The 23,461-nt window shown below is 61.8% G+C and carries 26 protein-coding genes and 1 pseudogene; 13 read left to right on the top strand and 14 right to left on the bottom strand.

Annotation, left to right across the window (positions count from 1 at the left end):
* Nucleotide 1 precedes the first annotated feature (1 nt).
* Complete coding sequence (locus K6N12_RS25535) at nt 2-496, bottom strand: peptide deformylase (protein ID WP_097628812.1); 495 nt, start codon at nt 494-496, stop codon at nt 2-4.
* 242 nt (nt 497-738) lie between these two features.
* Here K6N12_RS25535 and mgtE point away from each other — a divergent pair, with 242 nt between their 5' ends.
* Together mgtE and K6N12_RS25525 are read left to right on the top strand one after the other, a co-directional pair.
* Nucleotides 739-2,154: a magnesium transporter gene (gene mgtE, locus K6N12_RS25530; RefSeq protein ID WP_097628813.1), complete on the top strand. Its 1,416-nt coding sequence runs from the start codon at nt 739-741 to the stop codon at nt 2,152-2,154.
* 65 nt (nt 2,155-2,219) lie between these two features.
* Nucleotides 2,220-2,612 carry a MerR family transcriptional regulator gene (locus K6N12_RS25525; protein ID WP_037073057.1) on the top strand — a complete coding sequence of 131 codons (393 nt, stop codon included), beginning with the start codon at nt 2,220-2,222 and terminating at the stop codon, nt 2,610-2,612.
* Between the two features lie 12 nt (nt 2,613-2,624).
* Here K6N12_RS25525 and K6N12_RS25520 read toward each other — a convergent pair whose 3' ends face one another.
* A complete protein-coding gene (locus K6N12_RS25520; RefSeq protein WP_097628814.1) occupies nt 2,625-3,614 on the bottom strand; it encodes a heparan-alpha-glucosaminide N-acetyltransferase in 990 nt (329 codons plus the stop codon).
* Nucleotides 3,614-4,378 (bottom strand): DUF599 domain-containing protein, encoded by a 765-nt coding sequence (locus K6N12_RS25515; RefSeq protein WP_097628815.1) that lies wholly within the window; start codon nt 4,376-4,378, stop codon nt 3,614-3,616. The genes K6N12_RS25520 and K6N12_RS25515 overlap by 1 nt, the downstream gene beginning before the upstream one ends.
* Before the next feature lie 194 nt (nt 4,379-4,572).
* On the opposite strand from K6N12_RS25515, the gene K6N12_RS25510 reads away from it, so the two are divergent.
* Together K6N12_RS25510 and K6N12_RS25505 are read left to right on the top strand one after the other, a co-directional pair.
* Nucleotides 4,573-5,976 (top strand): L-serine ammonia-lyase, encoded by a 1,404-nt coding sequence (locus K6N12_RS25510; RefSeq protein ID WP_097628816.1) that lies wholly within the window; start codon nt 4,573-4,575, stop codon nt 5,974-5,976.
* Between the two features lie 61 nt (nt 5,977-6,037).
* The gene (locus K6N12_RS25505; protein WP_097628817.1) at nt 6,038-6,475 is read left to right on the top strand and encodes a DUF1489 family protein; all 438 of its coding nucleotides are present in this window, start codon (nt 6,038-6,040) and stop codon (nt 6,473-6,475) included.
* A 48-nt stretch (nt 6,476-6,523) separates the two neighbouring features.
* Here K6N12_RS25505 and K6N12_RS25500 read toward each other — a convergent pair whose 3' ends face one another.
* The 7 genes from K6N12_RS25500 to K6N12_RS25470 all read right to left on the bottom strand — a co-directional run bounded on the left by K6N12_RS25500 (nt 6,524) and on the right by K6N12_RS25470 (nt 13,118).
* A complete protein-coding gene (locus tag K6N12_RS25500) occupies nt 6,524-6,799 on the bottom strand; it encodes a hypothetical protein (protein WP_003586322.1) in 276 nt (91 codons plus the stop codon).
* A 113-nt stretch (nt 6,800-6,912) separates the two neighbouring features.
* Nucleotides 6,913-8,487: a D-alanyl-D-alanine carboxypeptidase gene (locus tag K6N12_RS25495; RefSeq protein WP_097628818.1), complete on the bottom strand. Its 1,575-nt coding sequence runs from the start codon at nt 8,485-8,487 to the stop codon at nt 6,913-6,915.
* 135 nt (nt 8,488-8,622) lie between these two features.
* Nucleotides 8,623-9,408 (bottom strand): hypothetical protein, encoded by a 786-nt coding sequence (locus tag K6N12_RS25490; RefSeq protein WP_097628819.1) that lies wholly within the window; start codon nt 9,406-9,408, stop codon nt 8,623-8,625.
* Between the two features lie 201 nt (nt 9,409-9,609).
* Nucleotides 9,610-10,215 (bottom strand): transglutaminase-like cysteine peptidase, encoded by a 606-nt coding sequence (locus tag K6N12_RS25485; RefSeq protein WP_097628820.1) that lies wholly within the window; start codon nt 10,213-10,215, stop codon nt 9,610-9,612.
* A 365-nt stretch (nt 10,216-10,580) separates the two neighbouring features.
* A complete protein-coding gene (gene pip, locus K6N12_RS25480) occupies nt 10,581-11,555 on the bottom strand; it encodes a prolyl aminopeptidase (protein WP_097628821.1) in 975 nt (324 codons plus the stop codon).
* A gap of 210 nt (nt 11,556-11,765) precedes the next feature.
* Nucleotides 11,766-12,377 (bottom strand): PilZ domain-containing protein, encoded by a 612-nt coding sequence (locus K6N12_RS25475; RefSeq protein WP_097628822.1) that lies wholly within the window; start codon nt 12,375-12,377, stop codon nt 11,766-11,768.
* Nucleotides 12,378-12,500: 123 nt separating this feature from the next.
* Nucleotides 12,501-13,118 (bottom strand): PAS domain-containing protein, encoded by a 618-nt coding sequence (locus K6N12_RS25470; RefSeq protein ID WP_097628823.1) that lies wholly within the window; start codon nt 13,116-13,118, stop codon nt 12,501-12,503.
* Between the two features lie 292 nt (nt 13,119-13,410).
* Between K6N12_RS25470 and K6N12_RS25465 the strand changes: the two genes are divergently transcribed.
* Together K6N12_RS25465 and K6N12_RS25460 are read left to right on the top strand one after the other, a co-directional pair.
* On the top strand, nt 13,411-14,202 hold the full coding sequence (locus tag K6N12_RS25465; protein ID WP_097628824.1) for a rhomboid family intramembrane serine protease: 792 nt from the start codon (nt 13,411-13,413) through the stop codon (nt 14,200-14,202).
* A 91-nt stretch (nt 14,203-14,293) separates the two neighbouring features.
* Entirely contained in the window at nt 14,294-14,722 is a 429-nt protein-coding gene (locus tag K6N12_RS25460) for a CBS domain-containing protein (RefSeq protein ID WP_007629157.1), read from the top strand.
* A 66-nt stretch (nt 14,723-14,788) separates the two neighbouring features.
* Here K6N12_RS25460 and K6N12_RS25455 read toward each other — a convergent pair whose 3' ends face one another.
* The 3 genes from K6N12_RS25455 to folE all read right to left on the bottom strand — a co-directional run bounded on the left by K6N12_RS25455 (nt 14,789) and on the right by folE (nt 16,975).
* Complete coding sequence (locus K6N12_RS25455) at nt 14,789-15,751, bottom strand: patatin-like phospholipase family protein (RefSeq protein WP_012557750.1); 963 nt, start codon at nt 15,749-15,751, stop codon at nt 14,789-14,791.
* A 131-nt stretch (nt 15,752-15,882) separates the two neighbouring features.
* A complete protein-coding gene (gene hisI / locus K6N12_RS25450; protein ID WP_003586336.1) occupies nt 15,883-16,335 on the bottom strand; it encodes a phosphoribosyl-AMP cyclohydrolase in 453 nt (150 codons plus the stop codon).
* A 25-nt stretch (nt 16,336-16,360) separates the two neighbouring features.
* The gene (gene folE, locus K6N12_RS25445; protein WP_003572990.1) at nt 16,361-16,975 is read right to left on the bottom strand and encodes a GTP cyclohydrolase I FolE; all 615 of its coding nucleotides are present in this window, start codon (nt 16,973-16,975) and stop codon (nt 16,361-16,363) included.
* A 310-nt stretch (nt 16,976-17,285) separates the two neighbouring features.
* Here folE and K6N12_RS25440 point away from each other — a divergent pair, with 310 nt between their 5' ends.
* The 5 genes and pseudogenes from K6N12_RS25440 to K6N12_RS34210 all read left to right on the top strand — a co-directional run.
* Entirely contained in the window at nt 17,286-17,732 is a 447-nt protein-coding gene (locus K6N12_RS25440) for an iron-sulfur cluster assembly scaffold protein (RefSeq protein WP_097628825.1), read from the top strand.
* Nucleotides 17,733-17,736: 4 nt separating this feature from the next.
* On the top strand, nt 17,737-18,141 hold the full coding sequence (gene yidD / locus K6N12_RS25435; protein ID WP_097628826.1) for a membrane protein insertion efficiency factor YidD: 405 nt from the start codon (nt 17,737-17,739) through the stop codon (nt 18,139-18,141).
* A 2-nt stretch (nt 18,142-18,143) separates the two neighbouring features.
* Entirely contained in the window at nt 18,144-18,671 is a 528-nt protein-coding gene (locus K6N12_RS25430) for a DUF1697 domain-containing protein (protein ID WP_097628939.1), read from the top strand.
* Between the two features lie 121 nt (nt 18,672-18,792).
* Nucleotides 18,793-20,799 (top strand): threonine--tRNA ligase, encoded by a 2,007-nt coding sequence (gene thrS, locus K6N12_RS25425; RefSeq protein WP_097628827.1) that lies wholly within the window; start codon nt 18,793-18,795, stop codon nt 20,797-20,799.
* Nucleotides 20,800-20,839: 40 nt separating this feature from the next.
* Nucleotides 20,840-20,971 (top strand): annotated as a pseudogene (locus K6N12_RS34210) (glycerol acyltransferase); the annotation flags it as partial.
* A 1-nt stretch (nt 20,972) separates the two neighbouring features.
* Here the strand turns inward: K6N12_RS34210 and K6N12_RS25420 are convergent.
* On the bottom strand, nt 20,973-22,070 hold the full coding sequence (locus K6N12_RS25420; protein WP_097628828.1) for a hypothetical protein: 1,098 nt from the start codon (nt 22,068-22,070) through the stop codon (nt 20,973-20,975).
* A 114-nt stretch (nt 22,071-22,184) separates the two neighbouring features.
* Between K6N12_RS25420 and K6N12_RS25415 the strand changes: the two genes are divergently transcribed.
* Both K6N12_RS25415 and K6N12_RS25410 read left to right on the top strand, forming a co-directional pair.
* On the top strand, nt 22,185-22,769 hold the full coding sequence (locus K6N12_RS25415) for a nitroreductase family protein (RefSeq protein WP_097628829.1): 585 nt from the start codon (nt 22,185-22,187) through the stop codon (nt 22,767-22,769).
* Nucleotides 22,769-23,380, top strand: a complete 612-nt coding sequence (locus K6N12_RS25410; RefSeq protein WP_097628830.1) for a flavin reductase family protein — start codon at nt 22,769-22,771, stop codon at nt 23,378-23,380. Before K6N12_RS25415 ends, K6N12_RS25410 begins: the two co-directional genes overlap by 1 nt.
* Nucleotides 23,381-23,461: the final 81 nt, after the last annotated feature.

Below are 23,461 nucleotides of genomic sequence, written 5' to 3'. Positions count from 1 at the left end.
CTCAATTTGGCGCCTTCTCCCATTTCTTCACGAGGCGGTTGCGCTTCAGCCGCGAGAGGCGCTGCAGCCAGAAAATGCCGTCAAGCTGGTCGACTTCGTGCTGGATGCAGATGGCGAGGAAATTGTCGGCGACGTCCTCATGCATGCCGCCCTCGGCGTCCCGATAGCGGAAGCGGATCGACCGCGGGCGCGTGACCTCGTCGGTCGCTCCCGGCATCGAGACGCTGCCTTCAGCATGGGTCATCGTCTCCTTCGAGAACCAGGTGATCTCCGGGTTGACGTAGAGGCGCACGCCGTCGGTCTTGTCGAGTTCCAGCACCGTCACGCGGGTGAAGACGCCGATATGGGCGGCGGTGATGCCGACGCCGGGCGCGGCGCGCATCGTCGCGAGCAGGTCGTCGGCAAGTGCGGCAAGCGATGAATCGAAGACGGTCACCGGCGTGCAGACGGTCTTCAGACCAGGATGCGGGTAACGCAGGATCGGGCGAATGGGCATGGGGCGGCGTTCCTCGGCTCGGATGCGGGGCGAAACTATCGCCGGCCGCGGGCATTGTCATCAAGCGGCAGGTTTGCTGCTTTACGGCAGGGATGCTTTCAGCTAGCAGGAGCTATGGATTCCGGCCGCGTAAACCTCGCGCGGGGATTCGCTTATCTGCTTGTTGACAATATGTTTTCCGCCGACATTCGCGAATGCGGCGCTGTAGTCGTTGAAATTCGAACCAGATGCGAGGGCGGCAGATGACGACGACCGATGGCGAAGACCGCATCCGCAGGCGTCCCGAGGACGAGGAAGCCGATATCTACGACGAGGACGGTAATGTCCGCAGCGATTTCCTGGCGCTGGTCGGCGCGGCGATCGCCGACCGCGACACGCTGTTCCTGCGCCAGAATGTTGCCCGCCTGCACGAATCCGAAATAGGCGATCTGCTGGAAGCGATCCAGCCGGATCAGCGCCTGGCGCTGGTGCGCCTGCTCGGCGACGATTTCGACATGACGGCACTGACCGAGGTCGACGAGGCGATCCGCCGCGAGATCGTCGACCAGATGCCGAACGAGCAGATCGCCGCCGCGATCGGCGATCTCGATTCGGACGACGCCGTCTACATTCTCGAAGATCTCGACAAGGAAGATCGGGAAGAGATCCTGGCGCAGCTGCCGTTTACCGAGCGGGTCCGGCTGCGCAGGGCGCTCGATTATCCCGAAAGCTCGGCCGGCCGCCGCATGCAGACGGAATTCGTCGCCGTGCCGCCGTTCTGGACCGTGGGACAGACGATCGACTACATGCGTGACGAGGAGGATCTTCCCTATTCCTTCTCGCAGATCTTCGTCATCGATCCGACCTTCAAGCTGCTCGGCGCCGTCGATCTCGACCAGATCCTGCGCACCAAGCGGCAGACGAAGATCGAGCAGATCATGCGCGAGACCAACCATCCGGTCCCGGCCGAGATGGACCAGGAGGAGGCCGCCCAGCTCTTCGAGCAGTACGACCTTCTCTCGGCCGCCGTCGTCGACGAGAACGGCCGGCTGGTCGGCGTGCTGACCATCGACGATGTCGTCGACGTCATCCATGAGGAGGCGGACGAGGATATCAAGCGCCTCGGCGGCGTCGGCGACGAAGAGCTGTCCGACAATGTGTTGTCGACGGCGCGATCGCGTTTCCTCTGGCTGCTGATCAATCTCGGCACGGCAATGCTGTCGGCGAGCGTCATCGGCCTGTTCGACGCCTCGATCGAGAAGATGATCGCGCTGGCGGTGCTGATGCCGATCGTCGCCTCGATGGGCGGCAATGCCGGCACGCAGACGATGACGGTGACGGTGCGCGCGCTCGCCACCCGCGATCTCGACATCTACAATGCCGGCCGCATCATCCGCAGGGAGGCGGGTGTCGGCATCCTCAACGGCATCGTCTTCGCGACGATCATGGGCTTGATCGCCGGCACCTGGTTCCACGACTATCAGCTCGGCGGGGTGATCGCCGCGGCGATGATCATCAACCTGATGGCGGCGGCCCTTGCGGGCATCCTGTTGCCGCTGCTGCTCGACAAGGTGGGCGCCGACCCGGCGATCGCCTCGTCGGTCTTCGTGACGACGGTGACCGACTGTACCGGCTTTTTCGCCTTCCTCGGCATTGCCACATGGTGGTTCGGCATTTGAAAGGTTGTCAAAAATTGACTATTACGTAAAAGTCAATATTATTGCCGGTTCATGACGGGGAACACATGCTGGTGAACAAATATTATAGCATAACGGAGCTGACGCGCGAATTCGGTGTCTCGACGCGCACGCTCCGCTTCTATGAGGACGAGGGGCTGATCCATCCGGAACGGCGCGGGCGTACCCGTCTCTTCCGGCAGGCCGACCGACGGCTTATTGGGGAGATCCTGCGCGGCCGGCGCATCGGTTTCACTATTGCGGAGATTCGCGAGATCATTCAGGTTTACAAGGAGCCGCCGGGCGAACTCGGTCAGTTGAAGCTCCTGATGAAGCGCGTCGACGAGAAGCGCGACGACCTGCGTCAGAAGCGCAAGGATATCGACGACACGCTGGTGGAACTCGACAATATCGAAGAGGCCTGCCTTGGCCGTCTCGCCGAAATCGGCGTCACCACCTGAGCCGAGCTGACGTTATTCCACCTCGGCGCTGCATTCGCCGGCGATCGTCTGGACCCGCTCATCGTTTTGTACGTCGATCTCGTTTGCCTGCAGCTGAGTCAACAGGCTTTGGGCCTGCAATTTGTCGAGCGTGCACTGGCAGAAGCTCTGGCAGAGCGCTTCGCCCTGTTGCATGACGCAACTGGAGTTGCATTGCTTTAGGTAAGTTTCGGCCGGATCCGGCTGCGGCGGCGGGACGAGAAGCGAAAGCCCGTAGGCGATGGCGATCAGCACCGGCTGATGGATGAGGTAGAAGGCAAGGCTGTGGCGGCCAAGCCGCGCCAGCCACCAGGAGCCGGTGCCAAGGGCGGCAAGCCGATGCGGCAGCCTGGTTCTGATGGCGATCGAGGCGATGCTCAACCCAGCGAAGAACGGCGTTGCCCAGGGAAACAATGGCACGTAGTCGTTCGACCGATCCGGCATGACGGCAAGGCCGATCCAAGCGAGATATTTCGGATCGAAAAAGGACGAGCGCAGCAGGCCGGGCGTGCCGAAATTGTCGATGAGCCAGGCGGCCAGGAGCGCTGTTGTAACGATCAGCGTGACGGCGAGCGGAAGCCTGATGAAAACGATACCGATCAGCGTCAGCACCGCGATACAATGCAGGATGCCGAAATAGATCCACGTGTCCGGCATGGCGATTCGCGTGGCGATCGAGATGCTGGCAGCGGCCGCGGCAATCATGCCGAAACGCTTCCAGAAGGAAGGCCAGCGGACCTCCGGCTTGCTGGAGAGCACGAGGCTGATGCCGACGATGAAGAGAAACGTCGTGGCGATCGCCCGGGCATAGATCTTCAGCCAGCCTGTCTCGGCCGTGCCCGGCGCGAGATAACTCATGAACTCCATGTCCCAGCTGAAATGGTAGCTCGCCATGGCGATCAGCGCGGCGCCGCGCGCCGTGTCCAACAGGCCGATGCGAGGCGGTCTTGCCGCCGCATCGGCTTCGATTGCCGGCAATGTCATCACAGTCCCTCGGGCAAATCACGTCCGTCGCTCGACGGCATGTCGCGGCGAATGGCGGAAAGGTTGAGATTCGATGGCGGGCCGGCATCCATGATCGCCAGCCGCGCCTGCGAGAAGAATTGCCGCCGCGCCAGCACGAAGATGACGATCGCCGTCGTCGCCATGAAGACATAGGGGTTGATGAACCAGCCGAGATAGCCGATCGACAGAAAGATCGCCCGGAGGCCCTCGTTGAAATTGCTGCCGGCGATGACATTCATGCGGATGACGCGTTCGGCGGCCCGCTCGGCAGCGATGATGTCGCTCTCGGCGTCGCGCAGCATCGGGATCGAGCCGAACAGGATGGTGCAATAGTTGAACAGCCGGTAGGACCAGCCGAACTTGAAGAAGGCATAACCGAAAAGCGCTGCCAGCCCGCCGACCTTCATCTCGAAGACCGCATGGCCGCCGTGCAAGACGAAGGGCAGGTCGGCGAAGACGGCGTCGACCTTCTCGGTCGCCCCGAGCAGCGCGAAGCAACTGCCCAAGGCGAAGATCGAGGTCGACGCGAAGAAGGCGGTGCCGTTCTGCAGGCCCGCCATGATCTGCGTGTCGATCATCTTCAGGTCGCGGCGCAGCGAATTATAGATCCACTCGCGGCGCCGTTCGATCATCGCATGAGTGAGGCTGGTGCGTCCGAAGAAGGTGCGGCCATGCAGCAGCCAGGAATAGCCCATCCAGACACAGGCAAAGAAGGCCAGAGCGATATAGTCCGCCGTCGTCATCAGTGATTCAGTCTCCGCATGAAGTGCGGCCACCTTACATATGCATCGAAATGCTGCAATGACTGGTAAGGCGGGCGTCATCGTTTTAGTGTGCAGCTCCAATGTCGCACCGGCTGCATGCGATGTCGGTGGCCCGCGCGGATTGAAAACCGGCGTCGCTTAAGCTTGCATCCTCGTAATCAGAAGGCACATTCATGTTTCTCTCGGTATTCGATGTCTTCAAGATCGGTGTCGGGCCGTCGAGCTCGCACACGATGGGTCCGATGTCGGCCGCCAACCGGTTTCTCGCGCTGATCCTGTCGAACGAATGGCCGCGCCCGTCCTCGGGCGCGCAGGTCGTGGCGATCACGGTCAGCCTGCACGGGTCGCTCGCCCATACCGGCATCGGCCACGGCACGGGCAGGGCCGTCATTCTCGGGTTGATGGGCGAGGCGCCCGACAGCGTTAATCCCGACAAGATGGACGGTATCGTCGATACGGTGGAGCGCACCGGCCGCATCACGCCGGAGGGGCATCCCGGCTATCAGTTCCAGCCAAAGACCGACCTGATCTTCGACAAGAAACAGCCGCTGCCCGGCCATGCGAACGGCATGATCTTTTCCGCTTTTGACCGGGACGGCCGGCTGCTCGTCAAGCGCATCTATTATTCGGTCGGCGGCGGTTTCGTCGTTACCGACACCGAGCTGGAACAGATGCGGGCGAAGAAGAATGCAGCAGGTGGCACACGCGTGCCCTATCCCTTCGCCACCGCCAGGCAGATGCTCGAGATGGCCGAGCGCTCCGGGCTGTCGATCGCCCAGATGAAGCGGGCGAACGAGGAGAGCCAGCGCAGCCCGGAGGAGCTTGATCAGGGTCTCGACCGCATCTGGGAGGCTATGCGCTCCTGTATCGAGCGCGGGCTCAAGGTCGAGGGCATCATGCCGGGCGGCCTCAACGTCAAGCGCCGCGCCCGCCGGATCCACGACAAGCTGGAGGAGGAGTGGCGGAGCAACCGCGTCAACCCGCTGCTCGCCAACGACTGGCTGAGCGTCTATGCGATGGCCGTCAATGAGGAGAATGCCGCCGGCGGGCGCGTCGTCACGGCGCCGACCAACGGAGCGGCCGGGGTCATTCCGGCGACGATCCGCTATTACGAGCATTTCCACGAGGACTGGGATCAGAACGGCATCCGCGATTATCTGCTGACGGCCGCGGCCATCGGCGGCATCATCAAGCACAATGCCTCGATCTCCGGCGCCGAGGTTGGCTGTCAGGGCGAGGTCGGCTCGGCTGCGGCGATGGCGGCCGCCGGCCTTGCCGCCGTCATGGGCGGCACGCCGGAGCAGATCGAGAACGCCGCCGAAATCGCGCTCGAACATCATCTCGGCATGACCTGCGATCCGGTCGCGGGCCTGGTGCAGGTTCCCTGTATCGAGCGCAACGCGCTCGGCGCCGTCAAGGCGGTCACTGCGGCATCGCTGGCGGTCAAGGGCGACGGCCAGCATTTCGTGCCGCTCGACGCCTGTATCGAGACGATGCGCCAGACCGGCAATGACATGAGCGAGAAATACAAGGAAACGTCGACGGGCGGCCTGGCCGTCAATGTCGTCGAATGCTGAGTTTGTGGACTCGTGATGGTTCTCGCTTGACGCCTGCCGCCAAAAGGATTTCAACGGCGGCATGGCATTGCATCTCATCAAACTCTGTGTCGGCGCCGACTCGATAGACGATCTGCGCGAATGGGTGGCGGAGCGGTCGCTGCGCGCCATCGCCGCCGGGCTCGAGCCGCATTCGGTGCACACGACGCGCATGGTACCGAAACGCATGGAGGAGCTGCTCGATGGCGGCTCGCTTTACTGGGTGATCAAGGGGCAGGTGCAGGCGCGGCAGAAGCTGCTCGGCATCGAGACCTTTACCGACGGCGAGGGCATCTCGCGCTGCCGGCTGATGCTCGGCCCGGAGGTCATCGAGACGGCTGCGCAGCCGAAGCGTCCCTTCCAGGGCTGGCGTTATTACACTGAAGACGATGTGCCGCGCGATCTGACGAGCCTCGGTACCGGTATCGTCGAAATGCCCGCGGACCTTCGCCGCGAGCTGACAGAACTTGGCCTGCTCTAATGCCTGCCGCCCGAAAACGCCTGTCGGGTCCAGGCGGCGGCACCAGCTTCAGCGCAGGCGCAGTTGCACCGGCGCGCTGCCATCAGGCGAGGTCACATGCAGATGGATGCGGGCTTCGGGCTGGGAATAACGCCAGGCGCGGGCGCCGTGGCAAAGCAGCAGATTGATGAGATCGCGGGTCTTCGGAGACTTCGCCTTGGGTCGCTGCAGGCCGATCTCGGCCAGCCGCATCGCCGCCTCGTGCAACGGATGCAGCGATGAACGCCCCTTGGCCGCCATGCGGCGGTCTGAAGGCATTCCCGGAACATTCTCATTGATCGCCATTGTCTTCCCCGTACGCCATACTGATCGAGTTCAAGAACGATGGCCGGAAACGCAAACACCGATTCCGGCCGTTAGCGATACCGCCGGCCATCTCGCAGGCAGCATCGAATAGCTCATTGGGCAGCCGCCCAGCACTTGATACCGGCCTTCTTCAGGGCCTTGCAGGCATTGACCGCATCGCGCTGGTCGTCGAAACCGCCGAAGCGGGCGCGGTAAAACTGGTCACCGCCGGCGGCATAGGCGACGGCGAAAGGCTTTGCCGAGGCCAGTGCCTTGCCGCCCTTGCTCTTGGCGCTCTCCAGAAGATCCATGGCCATCTGCCGGCTCGGCGAGACGCCGACCTGCACGACCCAGCCGGTCGGACCATTATCGGTTGAAGCGGCGCTGGCCGAGGCAGGGGTGGTCGAAGCGGTGGTGACGTTGTCGACCGCCGTATCGGCCTGTTCCGGCCGCGCGGAGGCGGGTGCCGGCTTCGGCGCGGCGAGCGATGCCTGCTGCTTGAAGGTCATGGTCTTGACCTTGGTCGGCGCCGGCATCGGCTGGGCTACCAGCGGATTGTCGGACTTCGGCTGAGCGGTTTCGGTATAGGCCACTTCGGTCTCGGCGACCTGATAGCGGGCATCCGGCAGCGGGCCTTTATGCGGCAGACTGAGATCGGCGGCGGCTGCCGAAATCGGCGGTTGTGCTGCGGTAATCGTCTTTGCCACTTGCGGCTGGACCTTCTGCGGCATGACCGGAGCGGGCGTCACGATCATCGCCGGGGCAGGGGCCGCCTCAGCGATCAGTGCCGACGATCCGCCGCGGCTCGATGCCTTCGGCAGATAGGTGGCGATCAGATTGCGCATCTGGGCATCGCGGGCAGGCGTCGAGGCGCCGCCGAGCACGACGCCGACGATCGACTTGCCGTCCACCTGCACGGAACTCACCAGATTGAAGCCGGCAGCGCGGGTATATCCGGTCTTGATGCCGTCAACGCCGCGCACCGAACCGACGAGGCGATTGTGGCTGCGGATCGTGCGGGTACCGAACTTGAAGGCGCGGGTGGAGAAATAGCCGTAATATTGCGGAAAATGCTGGCGAAGGGCGATGCCGAGACGGGCCTGATCGCGCGCCGTCGTCATCTGCGCCGTATTCGGCAGGCCGTTGGCGTTGCGATAGGTGGTGCGGGTCATACCGAGCGCATGCGCCTTGGCGGTCATCAACTGGGCGAAACGATCCTCGCTGCCGCCGCCGAGCATTTCGCCGAGCGCGGTTGCGGCATCATTAGCCGACAGGGTGACGAGGCCGAGAATGCCCTGCTCGACTGTGATCGTGCCGCCGGCGCGAACGCCGAGCTTGGTCGGCGCCTGAGATGCCGCGTGGGCGGAGAAGGGAACCGGCGTATCGAGACGGATGCGGCCTTGCTCCAGTGCCTCGAAGGTCATGTAGATGGTCATCATCTTGGTGAGGGAAGCGGGATATTGCAGCCGGTCGGCATTCTCACTGTAGAGAACGTTGCCGGTCTTGGCGTCGACGACGATGCCCGCATATTTCGAATTCGCCGCTTCTGCTTCGGCACTGACCGAATCGACCAGGACGACCGTGAGGGCCACCGAAAGGATCGCCATGAGCTTTGCAAAAAAGCTGCCGGATCGGGACGATGATACGGAGGAGACTGACCTTGACACTATTCCACTCTTCGCTTGCATTTCAGATATTTGGCATTCGGATTTCGGCGTCGGGACGGCACGCCTCCCGTAGTACAGCCCGTCTTTAGAATTTACCGATTGGGCGTTACCAATCCGTTTATGATGAATCGTTTATTTCGCTGTCCGGGGAGCATTTTAGGGACTTGTCGCGGAACGGTTCATAAGGCGCGCTTCCACAAAGGTGCGGATAGCGGCATCAATATGTTCCCAGTCATTCAAATGGCTGCTTGAGAAGCGGTAGAGAACGCTGAGATCCCTGCCGACTTTGATATCGCGCTGACAATCACCGCTCGCCGCCTTATCCGGGGATGAAGGCAGTATGCAGCGCACGACGTAATCCAGCCCGTTCTTGGCGGGCGCCGTCAGCAGCACCTCGTCGCCGTAACCCGCGTCGGCGCGAAGACGGTGCAGCGTCAGGCCGTCGCGGAAGGGCTCGGCCAATCCTTCGAGCAGGTGCGAGTAGATCGGCTCCAGCCGCCCGGACATGTCTCGCGACATGGTGCTCTGGGTCAGTTGCAGAAAGATCAGGCCGGAGGATTGGCCGATATCGTCGAATCGAATGCGGTTTTCCTTGCCGTAGCCCTGCATCTCAGGCCAGGCGAGGTAGAGATCGACACGCTCGACCGCACCGTCATGCCTTTGACTCGGGAAGCGGATCACATTCTCGGGGAATTTCACGGTGTCGCGGCCGATGGCCAGCGTGATATCGGCCGTGCTGTCGGTGTTGCCGGCAAGCGAGATATGCCGGCCGAACCAACGGCCGCCGACGCTGATGGCGACGGTCAGAACCGCAAGAATGGCGATCACCGCCATCGTGCGGAGGAGAAAACCCATGGAAAAAAGCGGCTGCTCGTCGGGTGCGCTGTGCGCGGCGTGGCTCATGGCGGTGCTTCGTGTTTCGGTCCGCCGCAGGAGGAACATGAGCCGCCGGTGCCGATGATGAATCTGATCGGCATGATCAGACCGGTACGGTTAATAATTCGCTAAGATATCAGGGATGTGGGTCGCACTGGAATGAAAGCCTGTCCCGAAAAAGAGCGAGCCGTTCCCGGGACAGCGGGAACGGCTCTTGGGCGCCGGTCGGGGACGGGATGCGGGGACTGACCGGGCCGCAGGCTGTTCTTACTTGACGCTACCAACCGCAACAGCGCGGCCGTCCTGGAGCTTCGACCAGCGGGCCGGATTGTCGGCGGACTGGCGCTTCAGATAGGTATATTCGGTATCCGACCACAGCAGCACCTTGTTGCGCATGTTGTCGAGGATGAAATCGCCGTGATCGGTGCGGACCGTCAGCACGGCATGGCCTTCGCCGTTGGGCTGCAGCACGACGGTGATCAGCGTGTCGGATGGCGAGAAGCCATCTTCGATCAGCATCTTGCGCTTCAGCAGGGCATAATCCTCACAGTCGCCGACCGTTGTCGGGTAAGCCCAGCGTTCTTCGACGCCGTAAATCTGTTCATCCGTCTCCGGCTGGATCGTCGAATTGACGGTGTAATTGACCTTGAGGATTTCCTTCCAGCGATCCTCGGTGAGGATGGCCGGCCCGGCATCGCCGCCGGCAAAGGAACATTCCGTCGGATTCGCCTTGCAGAATTCATAGTGCCCGATCGGCGGGCTGGCGTTGCCCGCCAGGGCCATGCTGGCGGACATCGCTTGTCCCGAACCCGCCATCGCCAGCATGAGGGCACCGGCCAGAAGGCCGCCTTTCCAGATGTTTGCAGTTGTCATTGCCGTCTCCCCGTAAGTTGAGGCGACAATGACACGGACGTTTTTATCTCACGGAAAATTGCGTAATAGAATTAGAGGCTTAGTTGATTCAAATGCCGATAAAATCTGGCTAAAAACAATCTCGAATGCGCGTAAAATTCGACGCGCATTTGTCTCGAAATCGATTAAAATTGTAATTCCCGCAACAAGGCTTTCGCGTGGGAAAAGCTTGAATTACCGTCTGGCCGTTAAGGATTTTCATTGAGCCGGATAACGGCCGGCGGCGGTTGGGCGTTGCGCAGTAGGTTGGCAATGCAGCCGGGATCGGGCGATTCGGCCCGCCCGAAAGCGAATGATCGATCGGATTTCAGTTTTCGGCGGCAAAATTATTTTTGCTGGAAATCGCGAAATCGATCGGTAGCGGCGACGATCGCGGCGCTCATATCGGGATTTGCGATGGAATGGGCAGCATGCGGAAGGAGTTGCAGCTCGCTTTGCGGCCAGGCGCGGGCCAGTTCCCAGGCGGTCACCAGCGGCGCCTCGATATCGAGCCGTCCCTGTAGCAAGATCGCTGGAATGCCTGTCAGCCGCCCGGCGTTGTTCAAAAGCTGGCCGTCCTCCAGCCAGGCGCCGTTGACGAAATAGTGAGTGATGATGCGGGCGCGCGTCAGCAGATAGGCCGGATCGGCCCAGCGGCGTGGCAGTCCTTGAGGATCGGCGAGCAGGATGGAGGCCGCCTCCCAGTCATGCCAGTCGCGGGCCGCTTTCAGGCGCGTCTCGGAGTCGGAATGGTTGAGAAGGCGATGATAGGCGGCAACTATGTCCTCATCTCGCTCCTGGCTGTCCGCAGAAGCCGCCTGGCGGAAACGGTGCCATTCCTCCGGAAAGAGCGGCGCCATGCCGCGACAGAGCCAGTCGATTTCCGAGCGCCTTGTGGTGGTTACGCCTGATATGACGATCGCTACGACGCGCTGCGGATGGGTCTCGGCATAGGCGAGCGACAGTGTCGAGCCCCAGGAATTGCCGAAAACGAGCCAGGCGTCGATGCCGAAGAACAGCCGCAGCCGCTCGATATCGCCGACAAGATGCCAGGTGGTATTGAGGGAGAGGTCGGTTTTGCGATCGGCAGCGCTCGGCAGGCTGCGGCCGCAATTGCGCTGATCGAACAGAATGATTCGATAGGCGTCGGGATCGAAATGGCGCCGCGCCGTCGTCGAGCAGCCGGAGCCCGGCCCGCCGTGCAGCACCAGCGCCGGCCGGCCAGCCGGATTGCCGCAGGCCTCCCAATAGATCAGGTTGCCGTCGCCCGTGTCGAGCAGGCCATGATCATAGGGTTCGATTTCCGGATAGAGAGCCGACATCGTTGTGCCTGTCGAAGGTTGTTCCACTCATAATATCTATGGCTGAATGGTAGGAACGACTTGCGACAGGATTTCGCTCCTGCTTTCCGAAGCCCGATTTTATTGCCGCTGGCAGATCTCTTGCCGTGAAACCCAGGCTTGTCAACAGGACCTGACCGGGTGCGCGCCCGGCAAGCGCATCGGCGGCACCGTCACGTAATCAACGGTGTCTCAGAGGAATTCGCGCAGCGTCTCGCGGGACTGGATCGACAGGAATTCGATCGCCACACCTTCGACGAAATGGCGGACGACGCGGCCGCGCATGTTGCCGAGCCGCACCGCAGTTCCGATCGAGGGGCGCATCTCAACGTCAACGGCAGCGCCCGACAGCGAAAGGTCCATGATACGGCAGGTATAACGGGTGCCGTCCTCGAGGGTTAGTTCGGTATTCGTATCGCGTGGCGTCAGACGGTCATGGCGACGATCTTCCGGCAGACCGAGCTCATGTTTGTTGGCAAGCCAGGTAAGCTGGGCGGCGAGCTTCTCCCGCTTCCGCTCGGTGGCGTTGATCGACATGGTGAAGCCGCGGCCGTCGAGCGTCTGGACATAACCTTCGACGCGGCCGAGATGGTCGATATAGGCGACGACACGTTCGTTGGCGCGTGGCCGGCCAAGGCAGGTGACATACATGTCGCCAGGCGACATGTCGATCACCATGCATTCGAACTCCTCGTAACTGGCAAGCATCAGCCGGCCCTGCATATTGATGGGCACACGCTGAAAAACGCCCTGTTCAGGGCGCGGCGCAGGTCTTTGCGTCTGAGCTGGCTGGAACGAGTGCATCAAAAGGCTTCTTTATGAAATCTGAGAGACCGATCATTACCCGCAATCCATTAACAGAAGGTTGTTTTGCCTCATTCTCATATAGCCGAAAACGAGTATGACCGATGTCCCGAAACGGGACTGTCAGCGCGCCTCCGCACTCGTCAGCAGCTGCGACACCATGCGGCGCATGACCTGCCCGAAACCGGCGCTTTTGGCGGCGACGATTTCGTTGATGGGGCGCAGCTCGGCGGCTTCAGCGTTGCCGAATTTGCCGGGCAGAAGACGGCTGCGGTCGAGAGCCAGGAATTCGAGCGGCACGATCTCCAGCCAGCTCGCAGCCGCCGTGGGTGCGATTGCGCCGAGCAGCCGGTCGCAGGCGCCGCCCGGCGAGCGCAGCGGCATCATGATGATCTCGAAGGAGGCCTGATGGCCGACGGTGCTGTAGCCGGTGGCGTTGAACAGGGCCGGCAGGACATGGTCCATGACGCCCATCGCGGTGCGTTCGATGTCGGCGTGCTGGCCGTTTGCCCAGAGTGAGGAGAAGCGTGCGCCGCGCAGATCCCGCCCGAACAGATCGCAGATGCGGGTGCCGGCGAGCCGGAAGCCGATATCGCCTTCCTCGCGGGTCTCGAGAATGAACAGGCTCTGGAGCAGATGCGGGACAGCGGAGGGTTCGATCTGCGCTTTCAGCGGCGCATCGGCTGCGCCGCGGATACGGTTCCAGTAGTCAAAAATTTCGATGGTCGTTTGCACACGCATTTTTCACCAACCTGTCCCATTCCGGGTCATTTTCGGGCACTCATTGCCCCTACAGGCTCAACCTTGCGGATTTCATGCCAACTCGCGGCGGTTAAGGTTAAGAAAGGGTTTCGGTTGAGGTGCGGTGCCTGCCGTGGCACTGTCCGGCCATCGCTTCGACTTTCGAAGTTCAGCACAACCTGCCCGGGCCGAGGTCTTTCCTTGGACACCGGTATGCCGTCCGGCACTTCGGACGGCTTTTTTTTTGACAGGTGCTCCTGTATGGCTGAGGCCTCAACGAGGCGATACTGAAATGAATGAGCAGACGGCCGAGCCCCATAAGGCGCCCGAACCTCCCGAGGTCCAGCCGCCGGCAAAGCGGCCGCGCGTGCCGGTCTTCAACCTTCCACCGGCGCTGTTCTTCAGCCTTTGCCTGATTGTCGTCATCTATGCGGCGCAAGAGCTCGTGCTCTCCGATGATGCGCTGAGCTGGCTGTTCTTCACCTTCGGCTTCGTGCCCGCCCGCTATGTGATTCCGCTGTCGCAGCAGGGGCCGGAGCTGTTCTGGACGCCGGTTACCTATTCACTGCTGCATGGCAGCGTCCAGCATATCGTCTTCAACGGCTTCTGGTTGATGGCCTTCGGCGCGCCGGTCGCGCGCCGCATCGGGACGCTGCGATTCGTGCTTTTCTGGCTCTTTTCAGCCGCCGCCTCCGCCGCCCTGCACGCAGTGTTGAACTGGGGGGATGTGACGCTTTTGATCGGCGCGTCGGGCGTCATCTCCGGGCTGATGGGGGCTGCCTGCCGATTCGCCTTTCCCGCCGAACGGCGGCCGATGCTGCCTGCGCATCTCAATGCCCGGCTGTCCATCGCCGAGGCGCTGCAGAGCCGCACCGTCGTCATCTTCATGCTGCTCTGGCTGGTCGGCAACGCCCTGATCGCCGTCGGCATCCCGCTTGTCGGCGACAGCGACCAGCCCATTGCCTGGGACGCGCATATCGGCGGTTTCGTCTTCGGTTTCCTGCTGTTTTCGTTGTTCGATCGGATATCGCGCCCGCCTATTGCAGAACCTGCCGGAACGGAGAAGGATCTGTTGCAATCCTGAGCCGGGCGGTGCACGATTGTCCTATCCGCGCTGGGGGGAGAAACCGCCGCGGGTGCCTGTGACAAGTGTTTCACGGACATAGGAGGTTCGAATGTCAGTCAAAGCAATCCTCGACCTGAAGGGCAGGGACGTCGTCACCGCCGGGCCGAACACGACCGTCGCAGAGGCGGCCGTCATCCTCAGCAAGAAGAAGATCGGCGCCATCGTCGTCGTCGGTATGGAGAACCGGATTTCCGGCATGTTCACCGAGCGCGACCTCGTGCATGCGATCGCTAAACACGGCAAGGACGGCCTCGACCAGCCGCTGGGTCAGGTGATGACCGCGAAGGTCTACCGCTGCCACGAGGAGACGACCGTCAACGAACTGATGGAACTGATGACCAGCCGCCGTTTCCGCCACGTGCCGGTGGAAAGCAACGGTAAGCTTGCCGGCATCATCTCGATCGGCGACGTGGTGAAATCGCGCATCGCCGAAGTCGAGCGCGAGGCCGAGGAGATCAAGGCCTATATCGCCGGCTGAGGTTTTCGTCCTCGTTCGAGGGATGCCGTCGCCGCGAAACGGCTACGGGCTTGCGGATGATGCCGATCAGGGGGAGCTGGCGTAGACTTCCTGCATGCGCTTGATTTCGGGGAGCCTGGCTCTGGCTTCCTCGTAGCCGCGTTCGATCGCTTCGCCGGCGCGGTGGAATTCGGAAAGGCCGATATAGCTTAGGCGCGGCTGCAGCGAAATATCCGGCGGGTCGCCGGCCAGGCGGGCGCGGGCGATCCTGTCCTGGATGATATTGAAAGCCTGCACCATGACGCCGGTCATGCCGAGACGGGCATAAGGCGCCTCTTCCTGCTTCTGCACCTCCTGCGGCGAGAGGCTGGCATTGTGCCGGACGACGGCCGAGCGGCCATAGAGATCGTAATTGAGATTGACGGCGACGACCAACGGCTGCTCGTAGGCGCGACAGACGGAGACGGGGACGGGGTTGACCAATGCGCCGTCGACCAGCGTGCGGTGATTGCTGCGCACCGGCTCGAAAATCCCGGGCAGGGCATAGGAGGCGCGCAGCGCCGTGATCAGCGAACCATTGGCGATCCAGACTTCATGGCCGGTATTGACCTCGGCGGCGACGGCGACGAAGGGCCGGTCGAGATCCTCGACGTTCAGGCCTTCGAGATGTTCCTGCATGCGCTTTGTCAGCCGCATGCCGCCGAACAGGCCGCTGCCGCCGATGGTGAGATCGAGGAGACTGGCGATCCGGCGCATCGTCAGCGAGCGGGCGAAACTTTCGAGTTCATCGAGTTTGCCGGCGAGATAGCAGCCGCCGACCAGCGCACCGATCGAGGTGCCGGCAATCATGCCGATCTCGATTTTTGCCTCGTCGAGGGCGCGCAGCACGCCGATATGGGCCCAGCCGCGGGCCGCTCCACCGCCGAGCGCCAGCGCGATCTTGATTCTCTTGACGGGTGCGGGAGGCGGGATCGTCTCGAGTGTGGTCGACATGCCAGAACCGGAACCCTCGCCTTCAGAGCTTTGACGATGCAAATTCCAGCTCAGCATGGCGCTCTCCCCTCCCAGCAGAACACATGGTTTCCGATAGTGTGCCCGATCAGTTTCCAAATGGTATATAGCGGCGATTTCTGGCGCAATAAGGAGCAGATCCCGGGAAATTCCGGCTCCATCTTCCCGGCCTATTTTCCGTAAACGTCCTGCGGATCGAAATGACGCTCGTCGTCGACGATATCAAGCATCGGCTTTCCATCCCGAAGCGTGATCGTCCGATAGAAGCAGGAGCGGCGGCCGGTGTGACAGGTGGCGTCATGGCCGGCGACCTCGACCTTCAGCCATATGGCGTCCTGATCGCAATCGGTGCGAATTTCCTTCACCGTCTGGAGATTGCCCGAGGTCTCGCCCTTCTTCCAGATCTTGCCGCGCGAACGGCTGAAATAATGGGCTGTGCCGGTCTGGATGGTCAGCGCCAGCGCATGGGCGTTCATGTGCGCCACCATCAGCAGCTCGCCGTCGCCTGCGTCGGTGACGATCGCGGTGATCAAGCCACGGTCGTCGAAACGCGGCGTGAAATCGCCGGCGTCTTCCAGCGCCGACTTGTCCTCGGATGGTTGACTGAAGATCAATTGGCTCATCGCGGCCCTCCTGAGGGAGCCGGTCTCAGCGGCTCCGCACCATGGTCATGAAACGGGCCTGATCGGCCGGCTCGGTCTTGAACGTTCCGGTAAAGGTGGTCGTCAACGTGGTCGAGCCCTGCTTCTGAACGCCGCGCATCGCCATGCACATATGTTCGGCCTCGATCATCACCGCGACACCGCGCGGGTTAAGCGTATCGTCGATCGCCCGGGCAATCTGCGCCGTCATTGTTTCCTGGGTCTGCAGACGGCGGCCATAGATCTCGACGACACGGGCAATCTTCGACAGGCCGAGCACACGACCGTCCGGCATGTAGGCGACGTGAGCCTTGCCGATGATCGGCACCATGTGGTGTTCGCAATGCGAGAAGAAAGGAATGTCCTTGACGAGGACCATATCGTCGTAGCCGGCGACTTCTTCGAAGGTGCGGCCGAGCACGTCTTCCGGCGCCATGTCGTAGCCGGAAAAAAGCTCGCGGTAGGATTTGACGACACGCGCCGGCGTTTCGATCAGGCCTTCGCGCGTCGGGTTCTCACCGGCCCAGCGCAGCAGGACACGAACGGCTTCCTCCGCCTCCTGCTGGGAGGGGCGATCAGAGTCGCGGTTCGTCTGCGGAAAGTTCTTTACGATGGCGTCCATGAACAATGGTCTCCTGGTCCGCACCGCGGACCGATCTGTCGGAATCGCCACTGGTCAATCCCATGCGGGAATTCATGCACCTTTGGCAGGCTCCGGGGCTTTCGAGGCGAATTCAACACCCCTCCGGCACGGTTTCCCAATCAAACTTACACGAGGCCATTGCATTTTAATGGCCTTCGAACGACATACATATAGGAAGACGGCCATCGTATGTAAGTATCCTCAGATGACACGGTGTGTTTTTTGTTTCAACAACAATAACCGCCCTTATTGAGGCCGATCCGCAGCGATTTTGGAGCGGAAATCCAACATGGACGATATCTACAACAGCAAGATCCTCGAATTCGCCGGCAATATTCCGTTGACCGGCACCTTGGCGGATGCCGATGCGAGCGCCCAGGCCTATTCGAAGCTTTGCGGCTCGAAGGTGCGGATCTGGCTGAAGATGGATGGCGACACCGTCACCGGTTTTGCCCATGACGTGAAGGCCTGCGCGCTTGGCCAGGCCTCGTCCTCGATCATGGCGCGGCATGTCGTCGGCGCCACATCGGGTGAATTGCGCCAGGCTCGGCAGGATATGCTCGCCATGTTGAAGGCGGATGGAGCAGGGCCCGATGGACGGTTCGAAGACATGCGCTATCTGCTGCCGGTGCGGGACTACAAGGCCCGCCATGCCTCGACGATGCTGACCTTCGATGCCGTCGTCGATGCGATCGGCCAGATCGAGGCGAAACGGGCTGAGGTTGTCGAGGCGTAACTGGATGTGCGAGTTCTGCGCCCTGCAGGCCAGCGATGAGGAGGACCGTGGTGCCGCCGGACCCGAGAAGCCGCGTGAAAAGATCGCACGCGCTTCGCGCAATTATACCGGTCCGTTCCGCAAGACTCCCGACCGCCTGCTCGGCATGGGGTTCATCCGCCTTTACCAGTTGACGTTTTCCGGCTTTGTCGGCAATTCCTGCCGCCATATCCCGACCTGCTCCGAATATGGCTACGAGTCGATCGCCCGCCACGGATTGTGGGCCGGCGGCTGGATGACGCTGTTTCGCGTCGGCCGCTGCGGCCCAGGCGGCACCAGCGGCCTCGACCAGGTGCCGGAGATACTCGGCGACGACTTCCGCTGGTGGATGCCGTGGCGCTATTTCTCCCTCGGGCGCAAGAGAGGATGAGCATGAGCACCTTCATTGCCCTCCTGCACAGCATTGTCCTGACGCCCGACCGGCGCGTCATCATGGAAGATCTGCGCGCGCTCGCCAAAGATCTTGGCTATCGCGAACCGCGCACGCTGGTTTCCACGGGTAATCTCGTCTTCGAGGCCGACGATGTCAGGCCGCACGAACTCGAGGTCGCGCTGGAAGAGGGGTTCGAAGAGAAATTCGGCAAACATGTCGATATCATCGTGCGCAGCGACTGCACCTGGATGGCGCTTTGCGGCACCAATCCCTTCAGGGACGGCAACGGCGACCAGGTCATCGTCCGGGTGATGCGCCTGCCGGTCGATCCGGAGAAGGTGGAGGCGCTGAGAGCGCTGATGACGGAGGGACAGCGCATTGCCGTCGTCGGCGGCGATCTCTGGATCGATTTCGCCGGCAAGCCGAGCCAGTCCAAGCTGCTTTCGGCGCTGACGACCAAGCGGATAGGCATCGGCACGATGCGCAACTGGAACACGGTTTGCGGCCTCGCCCAAATGATCATGTAGGCCTGCTGCTTCTTTACTCCCAAGGCAAATCTGAGTATCAGGCGGCAGCGCTTCCAAAGAGCGGAGGCGCTCCGTTTCAACCACCCGCATTCGTTGGCGGGACTGGACAAGGAGAATTTCGATGTCTGAAAACATTTCCCTGACATTTCCCGATGGTTCCGTGCGCAGCTTCCCGGCTGGCGCGACCGGCAGGGATGTCGCCGAATCCATTTCCAAGTCGCTCGCCAAGAGCGCGGTCGCCATTGCACTCGACGGCACCGTGCAAGACCTTTCCGATACCGTCACCGACGGCAAGATCGAGATCATCACCCGCAAGGACGGCCGTGCGCTGGAGCTTATCCGGCATGATGCCGCGCACGTCATGGCCGAAGCGGTGCAGGAGCTCTGGCCCGGCACGCAGGTGACGATCGGCCCGGTCATCGAAAACGGCTTCTATTACGACTTCGCCAAGAACGAACCCTTCACGCCCGACGATCTGCCGAAGATCGAAAAGAAGATGAAGGAGATCATTGCCCGCAACGCGCCCTTCACCAAGCAGATCTGGTCGCGCGAAAAGGCCAAGGACGTCTTTACGGCCAAGGGCGAAAACTACAAGGTAGAGCTCGTCGACGCGATCCCTGAAGGGCAGGATCTGAAGATCTACAATCAGGGCGATTGGTTCGATCTTTGCCGCGGTCCGCACATGGCCTCCACCGGCCAGGTCGGCACGGCCTTCAAGCTGATGAAGGTTGCCGGCGCCTATTGGCGCGGCGACAGCAACAACGCCATGTTGTCACGCATCTACGGGACGGCATGGGCCGACCAGGCCGATCTCGACAACTATCTGCACATGCTGGCGGAAGCCGAAAAGCGTGACCACCGCAAGCTCGGCCGCGAGATGGACCTGTTTCACTTCCAGGAAGAAGGCCCGGGCGTCGTCTTCTGGCATGGCAAGGGTTGGCGAATCTTCCAGTCGCTCGTCTCCTACATGCGTCGCCGGCTCGCGGTCGATTACGAAGAAGTCAACGCGCCGCAGGTGCTCGATACCGCGCTTTGGGAAACTTCGGGTCACTGGGGCTGGTATCAGGAAAACATGTTCGCCGTGAAATCGGCGCATGCGATGACGCATCCGGAAGACAAGGAAGCGGATAATCGCGTCTTTGCACTGAAGCCGATGAATTGCCCCGGCCACGTGCAGATCTTCAAACATGGGCTGAAGTCCTATCGCGAACTGCCGATCCGCCTCGCCGAATTCGGGCTGGTGCATCGCTACGAGCCTTCGGGCGCGTTGCACGGGCTGATGCGCGTGCGCGGCTTCACGCAGGACGACGCGCACATTTTCTGCACGGACGAGCAGATGGCTGCCGAATGCCTGAAGATCAACGATCTCATCCTGTCTGTCTATGAGGACTTCGGCTTTAAGGAAATCGTCGTCAAGCTTTCCACCCGGCCGGAAAAGCGCGTCGGTTCCGACGCCCTCTGGGATCGGGCGGAAGCCGTCATGACCGACGTGCTGAATACGATCGAGGCTCAGTCCGAGGGCCGCATCAAGACTGGCATCCTGCCGGGCGAGGGTGCCTTCTACGGGCCGAAGTTCGAATATACACTGAAGGATGCGATCGGCCGCGAATGGCAGTGCGGAACGACGCAGGTCGATTTCAATCTGCCGGAACGTTTCGGCGCCTTCTATATCGACAGCAACTCCGAAAAGACGCAGCCGGTGATGATCCATCGCGCCATCTGCGGCTCGATGGAACGCTTCCTCGGTATCCTGATCGAAAACTTCGCCGGCCATCTGCCGCTCTGGGTGTCGCCACTGCAGGTGGTGGTCGCGACAATCACTTCGGAAGCCGACGCTTACGGGCTTGAAGTGGCCGAGGCGTTGCGCGAGGCCGGTCTCAACGTCGAGACCGATTTCCGCAACGAGAAGATCAACTACAAGGTCCGCGAACACTCGGTCACCAAGGTGCCCGTCATCATCGTCTGCGGCAGGAAGGAAGCCGAGGAGCGCACGGTCAATATCCGCCGTCTCGGCAGCCAGGACCAGGTTTCGATAGGGCTCGGCGCCGCCGTCGAAAGCCTTGCCTTGGAAGCAACGCCGCCAGACGTCCGTCGCAAGGCCGAAGCAAAAAAAGCCAGGGCGGCCTGAAAACGCCTCCATCCGACAGCGCCACCAGCGCTGTCGGAGGACCTGGGAAGCGCTGAACAGCGGCGGCGACCGCAAGGGTCTGCTGGCCCGCCTCTATGAGGCCGTCTTCTCGATGGCACCGCCGAAGCGCGCGCCCCAAAGCTCCCGGCTAAGGCGAAACCGCTCGCGGTAAATCAATCGAGACTGGTGTCGCCGCCCTGCGGCGCGAGCTGTTCATAGGAAGGGAGCGGCGCCACCGGAGCCGGCTGGACGCCTGGCGGCGGCGGTGTTCCCACAGGCACTTGCTGTACCGTGCGGGCCGCGTCGTTCACCGGCGGCTGCGGCTGCTGGTCCTTCATCAGAACCTCGACATCGGTGTTCCTGCCGGCGACGACGGTGAAATCGCGCTGGTAGATCTTGTCCTTGTTGCGGGCGACGGCGGAATATCCGCCTTCGGCGAGGACCATGGTCGGGAAGGCGCTGACGCTTTCGCCGACGCTGTCGCCGGCCGCCGTCAGGATCGACCATGCAGTATCGGCGATCGCCTCGCCGCCGGCATCGGAGACCAGTTTGAAGGTGACCTGCGCGGCCCGATGCTGGATCGTTGCTTCGGTCAGCTTGCCGGCCTCGACCTGGATGTCGGCGCGGATGACGGCGTTGACGCTGCCATATTCGGAAACGATATGATAGGTGCCGGCATTGAGGCGGACGACGGTGTTCGGCGAGACATCGGCGACGACGAGGCCACGCTCGCCGTCCTCGCGCACTTCCGAGGAATAGATCGAAAAACTCAGCTGATCGGGGCGGATGCGAGCGTCGGTACCGGAAACGGCATTGAGCAGCAGGCCGCCGGCATCGAGCACCATTACCTGCTTGTCGACCTCGCCGTCGGCGGGCACTGTCAGTTTCTTGGTGACGCCGGCGCGGCCGAAGGAGACGTTGACGAAATAATCGCCGGGCGCGAGCTGGAAGGCGGCGGGTCCACCCTTGGCGCTGGCGATCAGCGGCAGTTTGCCGTCGGTTCCGGCGATCGGGCTGAAGACATACCAGGAGAGGCCTTCTTCGACCGGTGTGCCGTCCGCCGTCAGCTTGGCTTCCATCGGCACATCGCGCAGTTTGACCCCTTCAGGCGCCGTGCCGGGCGCGATAAAGGCATCGAGCTTCGGCATCTTCGGCGTCGATTCAAGCTGTTTGAATTCCTTGAAGGCATCCTGAGCGCCGGCGCCTGGAGGCGTCAGGATCGTCAGGGCAATGGCAAGGCCGATGCGTGCAAAAGGCGAAATGCCAAACATCTGTTTCGTGAACCGATTGACTTCTGAAATCGCAAAGGCCACTTCAAGACCAACGCGATGGCAAATTCAAGACCCAGCCTTTTGCAGCAGCATAAAAATGAGAGTTTCTCCCGCATGAAATCCGATATCAAGCTGATTGATTACCTCGCCGTACGCCGCTCCATCCCCGCTTTCCAGATGTGCGAACCAGGCCCCGAAAAGGCCGAAATCGAGGAAATTCTGCGTCTTGCCTCGCGTGTTCCCGATCACGGCAAGATCGCGCCCTGGCGCTTCATCGTTTATCGCGGAGGCGAGCGCGCTCGCCTCGGTGAGGAACTTCTGGCCTTGGCGCTCGAGACGAAACCTGAGCTTTCCGAAGAGATGATCCAGGTGGAACGCGCGCGTTTCACCCGCGCGCCGGTGGTGGTCGCCGTCGTCAGCAAGGCGGGGCCGCATATCAAGATTCCCGAATGGGAGCAGCTGATGTCGGCCGGCGCGCTCTGCCTCAACGTCATCCTCGCCGCCAATGCCAGCGGTTATGTCGCCAACTGGCTGACGGAGTGGTTCGCCTATGACGAGCGCGCCTATCCGCTGCTCGGCGTCGGGCCTGATGAAAAGGTGGCGGGGTTCATCCATATCGGCTCGACGACATTTCCGGCGATCGAGCGGCCGCGGCCGGAGCTTGCCGATACCGTGACCTGGGTCGGCGGTGAGGAATGATGTTTTACACCACCGACGACAACCGGCACGGACTGGCGCATGATCCATTCAAGGCGATCGTGTCGCCGCGCCCGATCGGCTGGATCGGCAGCAAGGGCAGGGACGGTTCGATCAACCTTGCCCCCTATTCCTTCTTCAATGCCGTCGCCGACCGGCCGAAGCTGGTGATGTTTTCATCCGCCGGACGCAAGGACAGCCAGCGCAACGCGGCCGAGACCGGCGTCTTCACCTGCAATTTCGTCGGTCGCGATCTCGCCGAGAAGATGAACCTCTCCTCGGCGGCGCTGCCCTATGGCGAGAGCGAATTCGACTTTGCCGGCCTGACGGCGAAGCAGGCCGAACTCATCGACGCGCCCTATGTCGGCGAGGCTTTCGCGGTGCTCGAATGCAGGGTCACCGAGATCATGGAGCCGAAGACGCTGTCCGGCGCGCCGTCGGAAAACGTCCTTGTCTTCGGCGAGGTGGTCGGTATCCGCATCGACGAGACGATCGTCAGAAATGGCCGCCTCGACATGTCGATCGCCCGGCCTGTGGCCCGCATGGGTTACATGGATTACAGCGAAGGCAGCGATGTTTTCGAGATGTTCCGGCCGCATCTGCCGAAGGTTTAGATCGGTCGCAAGGCATACAAAGGCTTAAGAAATATGGTGAACCAATCTTAAACCTTTTGCCGCTACGGTCGCAGCATTGAA

It is taken from the genome of Rhizobium redzepovicii (assembly GCF_019793435.1).
GTDB classification, from domain to species: domain Bacteria; phylum Pseudomonadota; class Alphaproteobacteria; order Rhizobiales; family Rhizobiaceae; genus Rhizobium; species Rhizobium redzepovicii.
This window is presented reverse-complemented; position numbering and strand designations above follow the sequence as displayed.